The organism is Rhodoferax sp. AJA081-3, from assembly GCF_017798165.1.
Lineage (GTDB): Bacteria > Pseudomonadota > Gammaproteobacteria > Burkholderiales > Burkholderiaceae_C > Allorhodoferax.
On record NZ_CP059068.1, the window covers coordinates 410,942 to 428,983 of the forward strand.

An 18,042-nucleotide genomic window follows, 5' to 3' on the forward strand; every position below is an offset into this window, starting at 1 on the left:
CATGGCAAACCATTTAGACCTCGAAGAACAAGAGCAGCTTGACCAACTCAAGCATTTTTGGAAGCAATACGGAAACCTCATCACCTGGGGTTTGATCGTGGTGTTGGGTGCTGTAGCTGCCTGGAATGGTTACCACGCTTGGCAGCGGAACCAGTCTGTGCAAGCCGCTGCCATGTTTGATGAAGTTGAAAAGGTGGTGCGCAGTGGTGATGCACAAAAGGCCGAACGCGCTTTTTCGGATATGAAGGATCGCTTTGCAAAAGCTTCCTATACCCAACAGGCAGGTCTTCTGGTTGCCAAGATGGCTTATGAAGCGGGGAAGGTTGATGCTGCAAAGACGACACTGAACTGGCTTGCGGACAACGCGGCGGACAAAGGGTACGCTTCAGTTGCGCGGTTGCGGCTCTCCGCCATCTTGATCGATGCCAAAGCCTATGACGATGCCTTGAAGATTCTGGGTACTGGCATCGCCGAAGAGTTTTCTGCTTTGGCAGACGATAGAAAAGGCGATGTGTACATCCTGCAGGGGAAAAAATCAGAGGCCAAAGCGGAGTACCAAAAAGCATTCAAGGCCCTGGATGAACAGTCCGAGTACCGTCGTCTGGTAGTTGTAAAGTTGAATGCTTTGGGCGTGGACCCTCTGGCAGATACTAAAACTGCCGCTGTTGCGGGGGGCGCGAAGTGACCGTTATTCGCCAAGCTTTGAGCAAGTGGGCGCTGTCCGTCGGCATCATATTGACGCTGAGTGCATGTGCAGGTCCTGATAAATCCAAGCAGCTCGATCTCGGGCCTAATACACCGCTGATAGGAGTCCGCTCCGCGTGGACTTCGACGGTAGGATCTGTCGATTTTCCGCTGGAAATTCGGCCCGTTGGCAGCCTGGTCTTCGTGGCTGGCTCGGATGGAACTGTTGCCGCAATCGATGCCAGAACAGGTGGTGATTTGTGGCGTACGTCGGTCGGGGTCAAATTGTCAGCCGGCGTAGGAAGTGACGGCCGTTATGCTGCAGTTGTCAGCAAAGAAAACGAACTGATCGTATTGGATGGCGCAAAAGAACTGTGGCGCCAAAAGCTGGGTGCAGTGACGCTGACGGCGCCTTTTGTTGCAGGTGCACGGGTTTTTGCGATGTCCGCCGATCGTTCGGTGTCTGCCTTTGACGTGGTGACCGGACGCAAACTCTGGCAGCAACAACGCAGTGGCGAGGCGCTGGTATTGGGGCGCTCAGGTATCGTGATGGCTATCGGCGATACGCTGGTAACTGGTCTGGCCGGACGGTTGGTGGGTATGAATCCGCTCAACGGCAAGATCAAGTGGGAGGCCCAAGTTGCCAATAGCCGCGGTACCAATGAGGTTGAGCGCCTTGTGGACCTTGTCTCCGGCGTTAGCCGCCAGGGAAATCAGGTGTGTGTCCGGGCTTTCCAGTCTGCCGTTGGTTGTGTGGATGGTGTCAGAGGAAACTTGGTCTGGAGCAAGTCTGCGTCAGGATCCACGGGAGTGGATGGTGACGAGTCCGAGGTGTTTGGAACCGAGAGTGACGGTCGTTTGATTGCCTGGAAGCGCGCCGATGGCGAGCGTCTTTGGGTATCGGAGCGACTGCGCTTTAGAAGCCTTACGGCCCCCGTCCTGGTTGGCCGATCCTTGGTGATCGGTGATGAGGTCGGTACCGTGCACTTTTTGTCGCGCCAGGACGGCTCGCCACTGAACCGCCTATCCACGGACGGTTCTGCTATTCGGTCCGCGCCCGTATTGGTCGGTCAGACGCTTGTGGTTGTGACCCAGCGTGGCGGTATTTTTGGCTTCAAACCGGAGTGATGGTCTGAACCATACAACATGAAACCTGTTATCGCATTGGTTGGCCGTCCCAACGTCGGCAAATCAACCCTGTTCAACCGTCTCACCAAAACCCGTGATGCCATTGTGGCCGATTACGCGGGGTTGACGCGGGATCGCCACTACGGAAACGGCAAGCAGGGACAACACGAATTTATCGTCATCGACACGGGCGGATTCGAGCCGGATGCCACCTCTGGCATTTACAAGGAAATGGCCAAACAGACACGGCAAGCCGTGGCCGAGGCCGATGTTGTCTTGTTTGTGGTCGATGCCCGTGCCGGGCTCTCTGCACAAGACTACGAGATTGGAAAATACCTGCGCAAGCTCGGCAAGCCTTGTGTTTTGGTGGCGAACAAGTCAGAGGGTATGACGGCAGGTGCCCAACTGGTGGAGTTTTTTGAGTTGGGGTTGGGTGAGGTATTCCCCATTTCTGCAGCCCACGGCCAAGGCATACGGCCTTTGGTCGATCTCGCATTGGGTCCGCTGGTGCCGCCTGATGATGGCTTGGAAGAGATTGCCGATGAGCCTGGTGTCATCAAGTTGGCAGTGGCTGGTCGTCCCAATGTTGGCAAGTCAACACTGATCAATACTTGGTTGGGTGAGGAGCGCTTGGTCGCTTTTGACCTTCCGGGCACGACGCGTGATGCTATTTCCGTGCCGTTCGAACGCAAAGGTCAACGCTTCGAGTTGATCGATACGGCAGGCTTGCGTCGCAAAGGCCAAGTATTTGAAGCCATAGAGAAATTCTCGGTGGTTAAAACGCTGCAAGCCATCGAGTCGGCAAGCGTCGTGTTATTGCTCATTGACGCTACCCAAGGCGTGACGGACCAGGATGCCCATATTGCTGGATATGTGCTGGAGTCTGGGCGCGCTGTGGTGGTCGCGGTTAATAAGTGGGATGCGATGGATGACGACTACGCACGCGAACTGGTCAAACGTTCCATAGAAACACGCTTGGGTTTTTTGAAGTTTGCGGCGCTGCACATGATCTCTGCGCAAAAGCGGCAGGGCCTTGGCCCAGTATGGGACTCCATTGCACAGGCCCACAAGGCGGCAAACTGCAAGATGTCCACTCCGGTGTTGACGCGCTTGTTGCTGGAGGCTGTGCAGTTCCAGACACCCAAGAAAACGGGAATGTACCGTCCCAAGTTGCGTTACGCGCACCAAGGGGGCATGAATCCACCCATCATCATCATCCACGGTAACTCGCTGGAACACGTGACAGATGCCTACAAGCGATTTCTGGAGGGACGATTCCGCAAGGAATTTAATCTGATAGGTACGCCATTGCGTATACAGATGAAGTCTTCCTCGAATCCCTATGCCGATAAAGACGACTAATCAGGCTTTACGCGTGTAAAAAACGCCATTTGCACCGGGAATGGTGTGCATCGCACCGGGTCACCGGCCTTGGTGTGGTATCGTCCAGTCTTCTTAATCTTCTTGAACACGGAGAATATCGTGAGCAACAAAGGGCAGTTACTGCAGGACCCATTTCTCAACGCTTTGCGGAGGGAACATGTTCCGGTCTCGATTTATTTGGTTAACGGCATCAAACTGCAAGGGCAAGTGGAGTCTTTCGACCAGTACGTAGTGTTGCTGCGCAATACGGTTACCCAAATGGTATACAAGCACGCCATTTCCACGATTGTTCCTGGTCGCGCGGTGAATTTTGCTGCACCGAATGTGGATGCACCAGACGCTGCTTAAGTTTCGGGGCCCTAGCGGCTCAGTTGTTCAAAAGCCAGCTTTCCAGTAGACCATTTGACAGCAGCGCTTCAAACTGCCAGAACGCCGACCATACTGGTGGGTGTGGACTTGGGCACTCCAAATTTTGACAGTGAACTGGAAGAGCTGGGTTTGCTGGCCGAATCCGCCGCTATGGAGCCAGTGGCACGCGTCACCTGCAAGCGGCGTGCGCCTGACGCGGCACTTTTCATAGGTTCAGGCAAGGCGGATGAGATCAAGTTGTTGGCTACACAATTGGGTGCCAAAGAGGTATTGTTTGATCAAAGCCTGAGTCCGGGCCAGCAGCGCAACCTGGAGCGCCATTTGGAGTTGCCGGTCAACGACCGTACCTTTCTCATTCTGGAAATATTTGCCCAACGCGCACGCAGCCATGAAGGCAAGCTGCAGGTTGAGTTGGCACGGCTGCAGTATCTGAGTACACGTCTGGTGCGTCGGTGGTCACACTTGGAGCGCCAAAGCGGTGGCATCGGCATGCGCGGTGGCCCTGGAGAAGCGCAGATCGAGCTGGACCGCCGCATGATTGGCGACACTATCAAACGTACCAAAGAGCGTCTGGCCAAGGTCAAAAAACAACGACAAACCCAAAGACGCCAACGTGAACGCCGAGATGCCTTCAATATCTCCCTGATCGGTTACACCAATGCAGGCAAGTCCACGCTATTCAACGCACTGGTAAAGGCGCGGGCCTATGCGGCCGACCAGCTCTTCGCAACTCTGGATACGACCACCCGCCAGCTTTATTTGGGGGAGGCGGGGCGCTCGGTGTCTCTCTCTGACACGGTGGGCTTCATCCGCGATCTACCTCACGGTTTGGTCGATGCTTTTCAGGCAACACTCCAAGAAGCCATAGACGCCGACCTGTTGTTGCATGTTGTGGATGCGGCCAATCCCCGTTTTGCCGAACAAATTTTGCAGGTCCAAAGCGTGTTGAAAGAAATCGGGGCCGATGGAATTCCCCAGTTATTGGTTTTCAACAAAATCGACGCCTTGGATGCGGAACACCAGCCGCTGAAGCTGGAGGATCAATTCGAGATCGATGGCGTACAAACCCCGCGTATTTTTGTCAGCGCGCGAGACGCAACAGGCCTTCCCGCCTTGCGCAAGCGCTTGGCTGACATTGCGCGTGTGCCATCCTCTGACGAGAATCCAGTGGAGCTATCCCCCGCAAGCCCTGGGGACGACCGCTGAGTAGGCACAATCCGGGACAGATCTATGAAAAACGACGCAATGAAACCACCTGTTCGTACATTTGCTTTCCCCGCAGTCTCTGCGCCCCGTTGGCTGCAAAGAATGTTTAACTTGAACGACTCCCGTTGGGGACGTGGTGACGACAAGCCCACGGAAGGTAACAACACAGACGGAACACCACCACCTGAAAATGAACCGTATAAGCCCCCGCAGGACAGTGGCCCTTCCAACGGCCGCCGGAATACGCCGGCTGGTGGACCGCCGGATCTGGAAGAGGTTTGGAAAGACTTCAACCGAAAATTGGGTGGTCTCTTCGGCAAGGATCCGCAGTCGCCGCGTGGCGGCGGTGGCGGTGGTTTTCAGCCCGACATGAAGAATGCCGGTATTGGGGCGGGGTTGATCGTTGCGGTGCTGGCCCTTATCTGGTTGGGCACTGGCTTCTTTATCGTTCAAGAAGGTCAGCAGGCGGTGATTACGCAGTTTGGCAAGTACAAGGGCACAGTGAATGCCGGTTTTAACTGGCGACTGCCTTACCCCATTCAAAACCATGAACTGGTTTTTGTAACGCAAATTCGCTCGGTCGATGTGGGGCGCGACAACGTGCTCAAGGCCACTGGCTTGCGCGAGTCGGCCATGCTCACAGAGGATGAAAATATTCTGGACATCAAGTTTGCGGTTCAATACCGTTTGAACGATGCCCGGGCTTTCCTCTACGAAAGTAAAAACCCCGCCGAAGCAGTTGTTCAGGCCGCTGAAACCTCGGTGCGTGAGGTTTTGGGCAAGATGAAGATGGACGCGGCGCTGTCGGAAGAGCGTGACCAGATTGGCCCCCGTGTACGGGCCATGATGCAAGTGATTCTGGATCGGTACAAAGTTGGCGTGGAGGTGGTGGGTATCAACCTCCAGTCTGGCGGTGTGCGACCACCGGAGCAGGTGCAGGCTTCCTTTGACGATGTCCTGAAGGCAGGACAAGAGCGCGAGCGCGCCAAGAATGAAGCCCAGGCCTACGCCAACGATGTGATTCCCCGCGCCGTGGGTTCTGCCTCCCGTTTGAAGGAAGAGGCCGAGGCCTACAAAGCGCGTGTAGTGGCGCAGGCACAGGGTGATGCCCAGCGCTTCCGTTCGGTGTTTGCCGAGTACCAAAAGGCACCACAGGTGACCCGGGACCGTATGTACCTGGATACCATGCAGCAAATTTATGGCAACGTGACCAAGGTGCTGGTGGACTCCAAGCAGGGCTCCAACCTGTTGTATTTGCCTTTGGACAAAATTATGCAAATGGGCGCAGGGGCGGGTGAGTCAGGTGCGCCGCTTTCACCGGCAGTGGCTCCGCCCATCCAGGTGGTTCCGTCTGCCGGATCCGGAAGTGATGCCCGCAGCCGTGAAGCTGCCCGTACCCGTGAACGCGAATCCCGCTAGGAGCTCCCCATGAATCGGATTGGATTGATTTTTTCGTCGTTTTTGGTGCTGATTGCGTTGGCAAGCTCGACTCTGTTTGTGGTGGACCAGCGCCAATTTGGTGTGGTCCTTGCCTTGGGTAAGTTCAAGGATGTGATCTCCGAACCAGGGCTCAACTTCAAGTTGCCACCACCGTTCCAGAACGTGATCTACATTGATAAGCGCCTGTTGACCTTGGACAGTTCGGATACCGAGCCCATGTTGACAGCCGAGAAGCAGCGCGTGGTGATCGACTGGTATGTACGCTGGCGCATTTCTGAGCCTACCGAATACATCCGCAATGTGGGATTGAACGAAGGTGCAGGAACCATCCAGTTGAACCGCGTGGTGCGTAATGCCTTCCAGGAAGAAGTTAACAAACGCACGGTCAAGGAGCTGCTGTCGCTCAAACGTGAAGACCTGATGGCCGACGTCAAAGCAGAAGTGCTGGCCAAAGTGCGCGGTGCCAAACCTTGGGGTGTCGACATAGTTGATGTGCGGATCACCCGTGTGGACTATGTGGAAGCGATTACCGAATCGGTCTACCGCCGCATGGAAGCAGAGCGTAAACGGGTCGCCAATGAGCTGCGTTCTACTGGCGCGGCTGAGGGTGAAAAAATTCGTGCCGATGCAGATCGGCAGCGCGAAGTCGCCATTGCCAATGCCTACCGCGACGCGCAAAAGATCAAGGGTGAGGGTGATGCCGAGGCCGCACGTATTTACGGTGAAGCCTTTGGCAAAGACCCCCAGTTCGCGCAGTTTTACCGCAGCCTGGAAGCCTACAAGACCAGTTTCGCCAACAAGAGCGACGTGATGGTGCTGGATCCCTCTTCGTCCGAGTTTTTCAAGGTGTTCCGCGGGGGTGTTGCACCCGCCGCCAACAACAAGAAATAAGGTGTGAGCGGCGATACCATCTGGCTGGCCGTCGCCTTGGTGCTGGTCATCGAAGGGCTCTATCCGTTTGTGTCGCCCGAAGGGTGGCGCAAGATGTTCGCACAGCTGCTGTTGTTAACGGATGGGCAGAGACGCTTCTTTGGCATGTGCAGCATCTAGGGTGGTTTGCTGTTGATTTGGCTGACCGGCGCGTGAAAACCGGGCACCAAGCCCGGTAAAATCTAGGTTTTAATAGCCTGCACTTTCCACATGTCAGCCTGGGTCTTACCGGATCACATTGCCGATGTGCTGCCTTCCGAGGCGCGCCACATCGAAGAAATACGAAGAGACCTGCTGGACATGGCGCGTTGCTATGGCTATGAACTGGTCATGCCGCCCTTATTGGAGCATCTGGAGTCGCTGCTGTCTGGCACCGGAGAGGCGCTGGACCTGCAAACCTTCAAGCTGGTCGATCAACTGTCCGGGCGCATGATGGGTCTGCGTGCCGACAGCACGCCCCAGGTCGCACGCATCGATGCCCATTTGCTCAACCGCCAAGGTGTGACCCGCCTGTGTTACTGCGGCCCTGTGCTGCACACCCGCCCGGGTGGCCCCCACGCAACGCGCGAGCCCCTGCAGTTTGGCGCCGAGATTTATGGCCATGCAGGTCTGGAAGCCGACCTGGAGAGCCTGACACTGGCACTGGATTGCCTGAAAGCCGCCCAGATTGGTGACATCAGCGTGGATATGGCGGATGCGCGCATCGTGCACGCCTTGCTGGATGGTCTTTCACTGGATGCCGCACAGCTTGCGCAAGTGCATGCCGCACTGGCCGCCAAGGATGCCAGCGAACTCAAAACGCTGTTGCGACAGGCACCGGCTGCCACCTCACGCGCGCTGATCGACTTGCTGCAGCTCTACGGGGATGCATCCGTTTTGGACCAAGCGCACAAGGTCTTGCCTGCCACCCCAGAAATCCAGACTGCTCTGGCCCATCTGAAGTGGCTCTCCAGCCACGTCGAAGGTGCCAAGCTGTCGTTTGACCTGGCCGACTTGCGCGGTTATGCCTATTACAGCGGCGCCATGTTCTCTTTGTATGCCCCTGGCGCCAGCGATGCATTGGCCCGTGGTGGACGTTATGACGAAGTGGGCCTGGTGTTTGGCCGCAAGCGTCCCGCCGTTGGCTTTAGCCTGGACATCAAGGCGCTGACCGCGGTGGCGGCGGACCGCCCATTGCGTGCGGCCATCCGTGCGCCCTGGGGCGAGGCTGCCGAACTGCGCGCTGCAATCGCTGCCTTGCGCCGCCAGGGTGAAACGGTGGTCTGCGTGTTGCCCGGCCACGAGAGTGAAGTTGATGAATTCCATTGCGACCGCGAACTGCACCAGTCCGCCGGCCAATGGCTTGTCAAAGTATTGTGATAACCCTTGTGGGACCGTCCGTAGCCTAGCCACGCTCGATCCCCAACCAATTGGATATGAAATGAATGCAACCAAAGGACGCAATGTCGTCGTCGTCGGCACGCAATGGGGCGATGAAGGCAAGGGCAAACTGGTCGACTGGCTTACCGAAAGCGCGCAGGGCGTGGTGCGCTTTCAGGGCGGCCACAACGCAGGCCACACCTTGGTCATCAACGGTGTCAAAACCGCCTTGCACCTGATCCCCAGCGGCATCATGCGCCCCGGTGTCAAGTGTTACATCGGCAACGGTGTGGTGCTGTCCGCGGCCAAGTTGTTTGAAGAAATCGAAGGCCTCGAAAAAGTGGGTGTGGAGCTGCGCTCGCGCCTGCGCATCAGCGAGGCCTGCCCGCTGATACTGCCGTTCCACGCCGCGCTGGACGTGGCACGCGAAGCCTTCCGCGAAAAGGGCGGCACCACCAAGATCGGCACCACGGGCCGTGGCATCGGCCCCGCTTACGAGGACAAGATCGCACGCCGAGCGTTGCGCGTGCAAGACCTCAAATACCCCGAGCGTTTTGCCGCCAAGCTGCGCGAGCTGCTGGACCTGCACAACCATGTGTTGACCAGCTACCTGGGCTCCGCCGCGTTCGACTTTGGTCCCACGCTCGCGCCGTACATGAAAGATGGTCAGGTGCAGTTTGAGCCCGTGTACGCGGAGGCCATGCGCCACGCAGAACTGCTCAGGCCCATGATGGCCGATGTGTCGCGCGAGTTGAACGAAGCCAACCTCAAAGGCGCCAACCTGCTGTTTGAAGGCGCACAGGGCACACTCCTGGACGTGGACCACGGAACCTACCCCTATGTCACATCGAGCAACTGCGTGGCCGGCAATGCCGCCGCCGGTGCCGGTGTAGGCCCCGGCATGTTGCACTACATCCTGGGCATCACCAAGGCCTATTGCACCCGCGTGGGCGGCGGCCCGTTCCCCACCGAACTGGACTGGGAAAAGCCAGGCACCCCTGGCTACCACATGAGCACCGTGGGCTTCGAGAAGGGCGTCACCACCGGCCGTTCACGCCGCTGCGGCTGGTTTGATGCGGCTTTGCTCAAGCGCTCGGCGCAGGTTAATGGCCTGTCCGGCTTGTGCATCACCAAGCTGGACGTGTTGGACGGTTTGAAAGAGCTGCTGCTGTGCACCGGCTACGAGATGGATGGTGAACTGATCGATATCCTGCCCATGGGCGCTGACGACATCGAGCGCTGCAAGCCGGTCTATGAAGTCATGGAAGGCTGGAGCGACAGCACGGTGGGCGTCACGCAATACGACAAGCTGCCCGTGGCGGCCCGCCTGTACCTGCAGCGTATCGAGCAGGTGACGGGTGTGCCTATCCACATGGTGTCTACCAGCCCGGACCGCGACCACACCATCATGATGCGCCACCCCTACCTGGCAGAGTGAGTTGGACCGATCTTTTAAGCGAAATTGGGCTCTAGCCCCCGTAAACATTGCGTAAGCAGCTATAAATACAGGAGCATCCTATGTTGACAGAAGACGGCAAACACCTCTACGTCAGTTATGACGAATACCACAACCTGATCGAAAAACTAGCGATCAAGATCCACCAGTCGGGTTGGGAATTCGACACCATCCTGTGCCTGGCCCGTGGCGGCATGCGCCCAGGTGACATCCTGTCGCGCGTGTTTGACAAGCCCCTGGCCATCATGTCCACCAGCTCTTACCGTGCCGAGGCTGGTACGCAGCAGGGCAAGCTGGATATTGCACGTTACATCACCACACCCAAGGGCGAAATCGCCGGCCGCGTCTTGCTGGTCGACGACCTGGCCGACTCCGGCCACACGCTCAAAGCCGTTGTGCACCAGTTGAAGCACGACTACGAGCCCATCAGTGAATTGCGCAGTGCTGTGATCTGGACCAAGGCCATGTCCACGTTTGTGCCAGATTATTCGGTGGAATTTCTGCCCACCAACCCGTGGATCCACCAGCCCTTTGAAGGGTATGACGCGATGCGTCCGGAGCAGTTGATCCAGAAGTGGAGCGTGTAGTTTTTGTCCTGCCATAGTGTGCAGTGCCGGGGGCTCAGAGGCGCTTCGCTTGCCAAGTCGCCCCCGACACTGCACACCATGGCAGGAAGCTGCATTACTGGTAGTGGACAGCCACAAAACCGCCGCAGAAGGGATAGCGCCAAGGCCGACTTGGCAAGCGAAGCGCCTCTGAGGCCTTGGCGCTATCCCTTCTGCGGCGCGCCCGCTACGCTACGTCACACCCAAAGAGAACGGACTTTCACGTGACCCACCCCACCACCAACCTCATCCACCACCCGTACGTTCCTCCGGAAGGTTTTGAGGCCCCGCAGCCGGGCGTCTTCAAGGCATCTACCGTGTTTTTCCCGACCGTGGCCGCCATGCGCAGCCGCGAGTGGAAGGACAAAACCGCCTACACCTATGGCCTGCACGGCACGCCCACCAGCTATGCGTTGGAAGAGCGTCTGGCCACGCTGGAAGGCGGTAAGCAGTGCCTGCTGGTGCCCAGTGGCCTGGCCGCCTTGGGTCTGGTAGCCCTGTCGCTGCTCAAGAGCGGCGACGAGGTGCTGTTGCCCGACAACGTGTACGGCCCCAACAAAACCCTGGTCGAAGGCGAGTTGATGGGCTGGGGCATCACCCACCAGTATTACAACCCCATGGACCCCGAGGATCTGGAAGCCCAGATTTCCAGCCGCACCAAGCTGGTCTGGCTGGAGGCTGCGGGTTCGGTCACGCTGGAGTTTCCCAATCTGGTGGAGCTGGTGCACATCTGCCAGCGACGCAAGGTCTTGACGGCGCTGGACAACACCTGGGGTGCAGGCCTTGCCTTTGCCCCGTTTGATCTGGTGCCAGGCGCCAGCCCAGCGGTGGGTGTGGACATTTCGGCCCATGCCCTGACCAAGTACCCCAGTGGTGGTGGCGATGTGCTGATGGGCAGCGTCATCACGCGGGATGCCGGTCTGCACCTCAAGCTCAAGCTCACCCACATGCGCTTTGGCCTAGGTGTGGGTATGAACGATGTGGAACTGGTGCTGCGCTCTCTGCCGAGCATCGCACTGCGCTACCGCGCCCACGACGCCGCCACACGTGTACTGGCAGCCTGGGCGCAGACCCAGCCCGAGTTTGTACAGGTCTTGCACCCGTCCCTGCAGGAGTCGCCAGGCCATGCCCATTGGATGGCCCTGTGCGGAGAAGCGCAGGGCAGGGCAGCAGGGCTGTTCAGTGTGATTTTGGATGCCCGGTTCACCCGGGACCAGACCGATGCATTTTGTAACGCACTCAGGCTGTTCCGCCTGGGTTATAGCTGGGGTGGCCCCATCAGCCTGGTGGTGCCTTACGATCTGGACAGCATGCGTTCGGGTTGGCCCAGCCACTTGCTGCCCGGCACGCTGGTTCGTTTCTCGGTGGGTCTGGAAGATGTGGCCGATCTGCAGACCGACATCACACAGGCGTTGAACGTCCTGCGCTGAGTGTTGCCTAACCAGCGCCTGCACCGCGCAGGCTCTGCGCGTTTTCCTCAGTAGGCAAAGGCCCACAGCCACTTTAAGCTGTCGGCCATGCAGAGCACAGACACCACAGACCACATGGAGCAGACGCAGGCCATGCAGCCTGCGCCCTATGTGCCACCACCCTCCGGCGCACCGCGCAAGACCATTGTTGCGCTCACCTGGGGCCAACCCTTTGTCTGGTTGCGCAAAGGTGCTGTCGACCTGCTGGCACACCCCGGTATCGCTGCCTTTTATGGTGTGGCTTTCTGCACCATGGCCATAGTGTTGGCGGCGGTGTTCCGCGCCAAACCCGAATACACCATGTCCATCGCCTCGGGCTGCCTGCTGGTGGGGCCGTTTCTGGCCATGGGTTTGTACGAAGTGAGCCGCCGGCGTGAGCTGGGCATTGCGCCAGAGCTTGGGGCATCTGTGACCTGTTGGGATCGCCATTTGGCCAGCATGGGGCTGCTGGTCTTGGTTCTGGTGGTTCTGGAACTGTTGTGGGGCAGGGCATCACTGGTGGTGTTCGCGGTGTTTTTTAATACCGGCATGCCGTCCACCACGGGCGTATTACAGGCGGTGTTCAACCCGCAGAATTGGGAGTTTGTAGCCGCCTATGCCGCCGTGGGTGGTGCATTTGCCATGCTGGTGTTTTCTACCGCGGTGGTGTCTATCCCCATGATTTTGGATCGGGATACCGATGCCATCTCTGCGGCTATCACCAGCTTGGAAGTCGTGTTCAACAACACCGGCGTGATGGTGTTGTGGGGCCTGTTGCTGACCACCTTGGTGGTGTTGGCCATGTTGTTGCCCTGGAGTCTAGGCTTGTTGGTGGTGGGGCCCTGGCTGGGTCACGCAAGCTGGCATGCCTACCGCGGCAGTGTGGCCTGGCCCGCTGAATCGGCAGTTGCTGGGGGCTGAGGTGGTAAAGTGTCGCCAACAACAGAAAGTACACCTTGGCAACACCCAACTACGGCTACGAAAAACGTCAGAAAGAACTGGCAAAGAAGAAGAAGAAAGAAGAAAAGCTCAAGGAGAAGAATGAGCGCAAAGCCCACGGCCCTGGCGACGACGGCATGGCCGGGCCCGGTGACACCACATCCCCTGCGGATGAGGGGGCGGCACCCGGCCCACAGGGCGGTTAAGTTTGCACCGGTGCGGGGGGCTGCACAGCCCCCATGTCTTGCACCATACGCTGCGCCAGTTCACCCATCGACGCAAGTGATCGGTCCCCCGGCGTAATGGCCATAGCCCGTGGGTACTGCACAAAATTGCGCTGCATGGATTGCAGGTACACCGGGTCGTAGTGCTGCGTCAGCAGGTCTTGCACGACTGGCGCAAAATTGCCCGCGGCGACCTGGTCTTTCCATGCCTGCACCACGGCCTTGCCGCGAAAGTCTGCCAGTACATCCAGGCGTTCGCAGAAGTGCGCGCTGTCCCTGACAAAGAAGTCGTAGTCTTCTAGTAACAAGGCCACACGTTCGGTCATGGGCAATGTCAGGTCCCAGCAGGGGCTGGCGCGCATACGCTCCACCAGAGCGGTTGGCACGGACACATTGCCCACCTTTTTGCTCTCACTTTCCACAAACACCGGGCGCAGCGGGTCAAACCGGCGCAGGGCATCCCATATCAGGGTGTCAAAACGTTTTTGTGTGGGCTGTGTCTGCCCGGGAAGGGCACCCAGCACCGAACTGCGGTGCCGCGCCAATGCCTCCAGATCCAGCACCTGGGCGCCAGCCGCTGCAAGGGCTTGCAACAGCCGTGTCTTGCCCGATCCGGTGGTGCCGCACACGACTTGAAAATTCAAATGCAACACTTTCTCGACAATGTCCAATAGCATGGCCGCCCTGAAGGCCTTGTAGCCACCCTCCACCAGGGTGACCCTGAAACCGATCTGGTCCAGTATCAGAGACAGCGAACCGCTGCGCTTGCCACCGCGCCAGCAGTAGGCCAGTGGTTTCCAGTCCTTGGGCTTGGCAATGACCTCGCGCTCAATATGGTTGGCAATATTGCGCGCTGCAATGGCCGCGCCGCGTTTCTTGGCCTCGAACTGGTTGACCTGCACATACATGGTGCCGACCAGCTTGCGCTCTTCGTCGTTCAGCGTGGGCCAGTTCACTGCGCCAGGCAAGTGGTCCAGCGCAAACTCGCTCTCGCTGCGGGCATCGATGATGGTGTCAAAACCATCCATTTGTGCCAACAGCGCAGCAGCGGGCAGTATTTGAAGGCTCATGACAGCTGCTTTTTCACGGCGGGCCACACATTGTTCAGTATGGTGGGGTGGGCGGCCTCCGTCGGGTGTATGCGGTCGTTCTGGAACAGGCGCAGCGCGTCCGGACCATCCGCCACGTCCTTCAACAGAAAGGGCACCAGGCCGGTTTTGTGGGTCTTGGCAACGGTGGCAAACAGCGCGGCGAAACGATCCGCATAGTCCTGGCCGTAGTTGGGCGGCATCTGCATGCCCAGCAGCAGCACCTTGGCCTTGGTGGCTTGGGCCGCCTGGGTCATAGCCTGCAGGTTGTCTTGGGTCATGGTCAGTGGCAGGCCGCGCAGTGCATCGTTGCCGCCCAACTCGATGATGACCACGGTGGGCTTGTGTTTGGCCAGCAGGGCCGGCAGACGTGACCGCCCGCCAGACGTGGTGTCACCGCTGATGCTGGCATTGATGACGGTGGCGGCAATCTTTTCCTGCACCAGGCGTTGCTCCATCAGCGCCACCCAGCCGGTGCCGCGTTTGAGGCCATACTCGGCACTGAGGGAGTCACCCACAACCAGAATGGTGGCGGGTGTGCGGGCCGGCGGCTGGGCTGCTTCTGCGGGTAAAAACCCCGCGAGCCCGGCCAACAGGCCAAGCGCGATACAGTGTCGACGAACCAAAGAGAGCCCTATGAGTGAAGAAGTCATTATTTCTGTTGAACACGTTTGCAAGTCGGTGACCGATTCCACCGGCACGCTAGAGATTCTGCGCGATATCGATTTTGCGCTCAAAGCCCGCGAGACCGCCGCCATTGTTGGCGCATCGGGTTCGGGCAAGAGCACCTTGCTGTCCATCATCGCCGGTTTGGATACCCCCACCACCGGCACGGTGCATTTGGCGGGCACCGACCTGTTTGCGATGGATGAGGACGCCCGGGCGGGCCTGCGCGCCAGCAAGGTCGGTTTTGTCTTCCAAAGTTTTCAATTGCTGGGCAACCTTACGGCTCTGGAAAACGTCATGCTGCCCCTCGAACTGGCTGCGCGCAAAGACGCACGCCAGGCCGCCACCGACATGCTGGCCCGCGTGGGGCTGTCGCAGCGACTGTCGTCTTACCCCAAGGTGCTCAGCGGGGGTGAACAGCAACGCGTGGCGCTGGCCCGTGCCTTTGTGGTGCACCCGGCCGTGCTGCTGGCCGACGAGCCCACCGGCAGCCTTGACTTTGCCACCGGCGAGAAGATCATGGAGCTGATGTTTGAACTGAACCGCGAGTTGGGGACAACGCTGGTATTGGTAACCCACGACCGGGCCATTGCCGCGCGCTGCGACCGGCGCATCACGATTGAAGCAGGCCGCGTGGTCTAAGGACAGAATGGAGGCAGGCGAGGGCGGCGATAATCCCCCCATGTCATCCCCCAAAGTCCTCTTCGGCTTCCATGCCCTGGGCGTGCGCCTCAAAACAGCGCCCCAATCCATCATCGAAATCTATTTCGAACCCACGCGGCGTGATGCCCGTATGCGCAGTTTTCTGGACCGTGCCAATGAGGCCGGTGTCAAACTGATCGAATCCGACGGAGTTCGCCTGTCCAAGATGTGCGGCGGCCACGGCCACCAGGGCATCGCGGCCAAGGTGCAGGCCATCGCCCAAGTGCATTCGCTGGACGAATTGCTGGAAGACCTGGAGGCTGCCAATGCCGAGTTGCCGGTCGAACAACGCACCCAACCGCTGATTCTTGTCTTGGACGGCGTCACCGATCCGCACAACCTGGGCGCCTGCCTGCGGGTGGCCGATGGTGCCGGTGCCCACGCCGTGATCGCCCCCAAGGACCATGCCGCCGGCATCAACGCCACGGTGGCCAAGGTGGCCAGCGGTGCGGCGGAGACCGTGCCCTATTTCATGGTCACCAACCTGGCGCGTACCTTGAACGAGCTGAAGGAACGCAACATCTGGATCATTGGCACCAGCGACCAGGCACCCGCCACGCTGTACCAGACGGATCTCAAGGGCCCAGTGGCCCTGGTGCTGGGTGCCGAAGGTGCAGGCATGCGCCAGCTGACGGCCAAGACCTGTGATGCGCTGGTGAGTATTCCCATGCGCGGAGCGGTCGAGAGCCTGAACGTGTCCGTGGCCAGCGGCGTCTGCCTGTACGAGGCACTGCGCCAGCGCACGGTGTAGGGGTAGCAAATGGACGCTATTAAATCAAGAGCACTTGGTCTAGTAATGACGGGGGCTACAGCCCTATTTCTCTTAAGCGCTTGCACCCAGGAGCAGCAGAACAAGATCAGCCGCGATATCCAAAACTGGACCGGCACCAACGGCGTGCTGGAGATCTATGCCGGTGACAAGTTGGTGCGCCGCTTCATCAAGATCGACAAGCTCTCCACCGCCCTGGGTACCGAGGACGGCAAACCCAGGCCCTACCGTTTTGGTTATGGCGTGCTGGATGAAAACCTGAACATGCTGGCCGACCCGGGCGAGAAAAAGGTGTACTTCGAAATCAGCGACTACGCGGGCAACTACGTGTTTTTCGAGAGCCCGCGTTAAGCCGTCACACCCATCCTAAGGCGCCCAAGGCGGCGCCCGCCCCCAACAGCCACAGCATATGCAGCTTGGTGTGCCACACCAGCAGGGTGGTCACCACCGTTACCAGCCACAAATGCCAATGCTCCAGCGGCTTGCCGTGGCTGGCCGCCAGAATCCAGCCGGTGGCGACCAGCAGGGCAATAACGATGGGCGCCATGCCCTGCTTGAAGGCGCGCACCGCCCGCAGTTCCCGGTTTTGGTGGGCCCAGCGTGTGGCCACAAAGGTTAATGTGGAGCTGGGCAACATGATGCCCACCATGGCGACCAGCACACCGGCCAGCGCCATCCACCAGGCCCGCGGGCCGGCACCCATCCCACCTCCGGCATTCATGCCCACATTCCAGCCCAAGAGCGCCACAAACAGCACATTCGGTCCGGGCGCCACCTGCGCCAGCGCGATGGACGAGGTGAACTGGCTGTCGCTCAACCACGTTTTTTCATCGACCAGGTAGCCGTGCATGCCCGGCGCGGTGGTGATGGCGCCGCCAATGGCCAGCAAGGACATGGACATGAAATGCAGCAGCAGTGCCATCCAGTCTGCAGCGGCAAAAGCGGCGGTCATGGCGTGCCCTGCGTCTGCCGGGCGCTGTCCAGTTGCCGATACGCCCAGATGCAGGCCAGGCCACCGACACTCAGCAGTACCCAGACCAGTGGCAGGCGCAAGAGCGCGATGGCCACAAAACTCAGCACTGCAAAGCCCCAGCACACGGCCAGCCCCATCACATTGTTTTTCAGTGTGCCAATCAGCTTGATGCCCGTGGCCGTGATCAGGCCCGCCGCCACGGCCCCCATACCGCGCAGGGCACCTTGGGCCGCGGCGGTGTCGGCAATACCGCCAAACAGCGCTGCAACGGCCAGCACCACCACCAGCGGAAAGGTGAGCATGCCCGCCAACGCCGCAAAGGCGCCGCGCCAGCCAAAGTAGCGGTCACCAATCATCAACGACAGGTTGACCACGTTGGGGCCGGGCAAGATTTGGGCGACGGCCCAGTCTTCCAGGAACTCTTCCTGCGTCAGCCAGCGTTTTTTCTCGACCAGCTCGCGTTGCACGATGGCCAGCACGCCGCCAAAACCCTGCAAGGCCAGTATGGAGAAAGAGACAAAAAGGTCGGTCTTGGATTGTGGGCGCGGGTGCTGCGCCAGGCCCGCAGGCTGCGGGTCAGGTTCCTGGGATGTCATGCTCTCACTTTAACGGAAATACCTGACCTTGTAGTCAGATTGGTTACAGTCGCGGATGCTTGAAAACACTGCAGTGC

General features: G+C 59.0%; 21 protein-coding genes. 17 read left to right on the plus strand and 4 right to left on the minus strand.

From position 1 onward, the window contains the following. The first annotated feature begins 1 nt into the window (after nt 1). The 14 genes from HZ993_RS01945 (at nt 2) to HZ993_RS02010 (ending at nt 13,153) form a co-directional block, all read left to right on the plus strand. Nucleotides 2-685 (plus strand): tetratricopeptide repeat protein, encoded by a 684-nt coding sequence (locus HZ993_RS01945; RefSeq protein WP_209395602.1) that lies wholly within the window; start codon nt 2-4, stop codon nt 683-685. Beyond that, nucleotides 682-1,812: an outer membrane protein assembly factor BamB gene (bamB, locus tag HZ993_RS01950; RefSeq protein WP_209395603.1), complete on the plus strand. Its 1,131-nt coding sequence runs from the start codon at nt 682-684 to the stop codon at nt 1,810-1,812. The genes HZ993_RS01945 and bamB overlap by 4 nt, the downstream gene beginning before the upstream one ends. An 18-nt stretch (nt 1,813-1,830) precedes the next feature. Then, nucleotides 1,831-3,174, plus strand: a complete 1,344-nt coding sequence (gene der, locus HZ993_RS01955) for a ribosome biogenesis GTPase Der (RefSeq protein WP_209395604.1) — start codon at nt 1,831-1,833, stop codon at nt 3,172-3,174. A gap of 102 nt (nt 3,175-3,276) precedes the next feature. Further along, nucleotides 3,277-3,543, plus strand: a complete 267-nt coding sequence (gene hfq, locus HZ993_RS01960; protein WP_209395605.1) for an RNA chaperone Hfq — start codon at nt 3,277-3,279, stop codon at nt 3,541-3,543. 54 nt (nt 3,544-3,597) lie between these two features. Further along, entirely contained in the window at nt 3,598-4,770 is a 1,173-nt protein-coding gene (gene hflX, locus HZ993_RS01965; RefSeq protein WP_245213788.1) for a GTPase HflX, read from the plus strand. Nucleotides 4,771-4,809: 39 nt separating this feature from the next. Next, nucleotides 4,810-6,189 (plus strand): FtsH protease activity modulator HflK, encoded by a 1,380-nt coding sequence (hflK, locus tag HZ993_RS01970; protein WP_209398226.1) that lies wholly within the window; start codon nt 4,810-4,812, stop codon nt 6,187-6,189. Nucleotides 6,190-6,198: 9 nt separating this feature from the next. Beyond that, complete coding sequence (hflC, locus tag HZ993_RS01975) at nt 6,199-7,101, plus strand: protease modulator HflC (RefSeq protein WP_209395606.1); 903 nt, start codon at nt 6,199-6,201, stop codon at nt 7,099-7,101. 3 nt (nt 7,102-7,104) lie between these two features. Continuing rightward, a complete protein-coding gene (locus HZ993_RS01980; protein ID WP_209395607.1) occupies nt 7,105-7,260 on the plus strand; it encodes a DUF2065 family protein in 156 nt (51 codons plus the stop codon). 90 nt (nt 7,261-7,350) lie between these two features. After that, nucleotides 7,351-8,499, plus strand: a complete 1,149-nt coding sequence (locus HZ993_RS01985) for an ATP phosphoribosyltransferase regulatory subunit (protein ID WP_209395608.1) — start codon at nt 7,351-7,353, stop codon at nt 8,497-8,499. A 61-nt stretch (nt 8,500-8,560) separates the two neighbouring features. Further along, the gene (locus HZ993_RS01990; protein ID WP_209395609.1) at nt 8,561-9,937 is read left to right on the plus strand and encodes an adenylosuccinate synthase; all 1,377 of its coding nucleotides are present in this window, start codon (nt 8,561-8,563) and stop codon (nt 9,935-9,937) included. Nucleotides 9,938-10,017: 80 nt separating this feature from the next. Further along, nucleotides 10,018-10,542 (plus strand): phosphoribosyltransferase, encoded by a 525-nt coding sequence (locus HZ993_RS01995; RefSeq protein ID WP_209395610.1) that lies wholly within the window; start codon nt 10,018-10,020, stop codon nt 10,540-10,542. 242 nt (nt 10,543-10,784) lie between these two features. Next, nucleotides 10,785-11,990, plus strand: coding sequence for a PLP-dependent transferase (locus tag HZ993_RS02000; RefSeq protein WP_209395611.1), 1,206 nt, complete (start codon nt 10,785-10,787; stop codon nt 11,988-11,990). 87 nt (nt 11,991-12,077) lie between these two features. Next, nucleotides 12,078-12,929 (plus strand): DUF2189 domain-containing protein, encoded by an 852-nt coding sequence (locus HZ993_RS02005; protein ID WP_245213789.1) that lies wholly within the window; start codon nt 12,078-12,080, stop codon nt 12,927-12,929. 35 nt (nt 12,930-12,964) lie between these two features. Next, nucleotides 12,965-13,153 carry a hypothetical protein gene (locus tag HZ993_RS02010; protein WP_209395612.1) on the plus strand — a complete coding sequence of 63 codons (189 nt, stop codon included), beginning with the start codon at nt 12,965-12,967 and terminating at the stop codon, nt 13,151-13,153. Here HZ993_RS02010 and mnmH read toward each other — a convergent pair. Together mnmH and HZ993_RS02020 are read right to left on the minus strand one after the other, a co-directional pair. Then, nucleotides 13,150-14,241 carry a tRNA 2-selenouridine(34) synthase MnmH gene (gene mnmH / locus HZ993_RS02015; protein ID WP_209395613.1) on the minus strand — a complete coding sequence of 364 codons (1,092 nt, stop codon included), beginning with the start codon at nt 14,239-14,241 and terminating at the stop codon, nt 13,150-13,152. The two genes, HZ993_RS02010 and mnmH, sit on opposite strands and share 4 nt — an antisense overlap. After that, entirely contained in the window at nt 14,238-14,912 is a 675-nt protein-coding gene (locus HZ993_RS02020) for an arylesterase (protein WP_209395614.1), read from the minus strand. Before HZ993_RS02020 ends, mnmH begins: the two co-directional genes overlap by 4 nt. Between HZ993_RS02020 and HZ993_RS02025 the strand changes: the two genes are divergently transcribed. The 3 genes from HZ993_RS02025 to HZ993_RS02035 are packed head-to-tail and all read left to right on the plus strand — an operon-like array spanning nt 14,896 to nt 16,747. Further along, nucleotides 14,896-15,567 carry an ABC transporter ATP-binding protein gene (locus HZ993_RS02025; protein ID WP_209395615.1) on the plus strand — a complete coding sequence of 224 codons (672 nt, stop codon included), beginning with the start codon at nt 14,896-14,898 and terminating at the stop codon, nt 15,565-15,567. The two genes, HZ993_RS02020 and HZ993_RS02025, sit on opposite strands and share 17 nt — an antisense overlap. 40 nt (nt 15,568-15,607) lie before the next feature. After that, a complete protein-coding gene (rlmB, locus tag HZ993_RS02030; protein WP_209395616.1) occupies nt 15,608-16,378 on the plus strand; it encodes a 23S rRNA (guanosine(2251)-2'-O)-methyltransferase RlmB in 771 nt (256 codons plus the stop codon). Nucleotides 16,379-16,423: 45 nt separating this feature from the next. After that, a complete protein-coding gene (locus tag HZ993_RS02035) occupies nt 16,424-16,747 on the plus strand; it encodes a hypothetical protein (protein WP_209395617.1) in 324 nt (107 codons plus the stop codon). 4 nt (nt 16,748-16,751) lie between these two features. Here HZ993_RS02035 and HZ993_RS02040 read toward each other — a convergent pair whose 3' ends face one another. Both HZ993_RS02040 and HZ993_RS02045 read right to left on the minus strand, forming a co-directional pair. Next, nucleotides 16,752-17,348, minus strand: coding sequence for a chromate transporter (locus HZ993_RS02040; RefSeq protein ID WP_209395618.1), 597 nt, complete (start codon nt 17,346-17,348; stop codon nt 16,752-16,754). Further along, a complete protein-coding gene (locus HZ993_RS02045; protein ID WP_209395619.1) occupies nt 17,345-17,965 on the minus strand; it encodes a chromate transporter in 621 nt (206 codons plus the stop codon). The genes HZ993_RS02040 and HZ993_RS02045 overlap by 4 nt, the downstream gene beginning before the upstream one ends. Nucleotides 17,966-18,042 lie beyond the last annotated feature (77 nt).

Bases quoted from the DNA above. Each gene is read 5' to 3' on its own strand.
- HZ993_RS01945 (WP_209395602.1), top strand. From the start codon at position 2: ATGGCAAACCATTTAGACCTCGAAGAACAAGAGCAGCTTGACCAACTC.
- der (WP_209395604.1), top strand. From the start codon at position 1,831: ATGAAACCTGTTATCGCATTGGTTGGCCGTCCCAACGTCGGCAAATCA.
- hflK (WP_209398226.1), top strand. From the start codon at position 4,810: ATGAAACCACCTGTTCGTACATTTGCTTTCCCCGCAGTCTCTGCGCCC.
- hflC (WP_209395606.1), top strand. From the start codon at position 6,199: ATGAATCGGATTGGATTGATTTTTTCGTCGTTTTTGGTGCTGATTGCG.
- HZ993_RS01985 (WP_209395608.1), top strand. From the start codon at position 7,351: ATGTCAGCCTGGGTCTTACCGGATCACATTGCCGATGTGCTGCCTTCC.
- HZ993_RS01990 (WP_209395609.1), top strand. From the start codon at position 8,561: ATGAATGCAACCAAAGGACGCAATGTCGTCGTCGTCGGCACGCAATGG.
- HZ993_RS01995 (WP_209395610.1), top strand. From the start codon at position 10,018: ATGTTGACAGAAGACGGCAAACACCTCTACGTCAGTTATGACGAATAC.
- HZ993_RS02005 (WP_245213789.1), top strand. From the start codon at position 12,078: ATGCAGAGCACAGACACCACAGACCACATGGAGCAGACGCAGGCCATG.
- mnmH (WP_209395613.1), bottom strand. From the start codon at position 14,241: ATGAGCCTTCAAATACTGCCCGCTGCTGCGCTGTTGGCACAAATGGAT.
- HZ993_RS02025 (WP_209395615.1), top strand. From the start codon at position 14,896: ATGAGTGAAGAAGTCATTATTTCTGTTGAACACGTTTGCAAGTCGGTG.
- HZ993_RS02020 (WP_209395614.1), bottom strand. From the start codon at position 14,912: ATGACTTCTTCACTCATAGGGCTCTCTTTGGTTCGTCGACACTGTATC.
- rlmB (WP_209395616.1), top strand. From the start codon at position 15,608: ATGTCATCCCCCAAAGTCCTCTTCGGCTTCCATGCCCTGGGCGTGCGC.
- HZ993_RS02035 (WP_209395617.1), top strand. From the start codon at position 16,424: ATGACGGGGGCTACAGCCCTATTTCTCTTAAGCGCTTGCACCCAGGAG.
- HZ993_RS02040 (WP_209395618.1), bottom strand. From the start codon at position 17,348: ATGACCGCCGCTTTTGCCGCTGCAGACTGGATGGCACTGCTGCTGCAT.
- HZ993_RS02045 (WP_209395619.1), bottom strand. From the start codon at position 17,965: ATGACATCCCAGGAACCTGACCCGCAGCCTGCGGGCCTGGCGCAGCAC.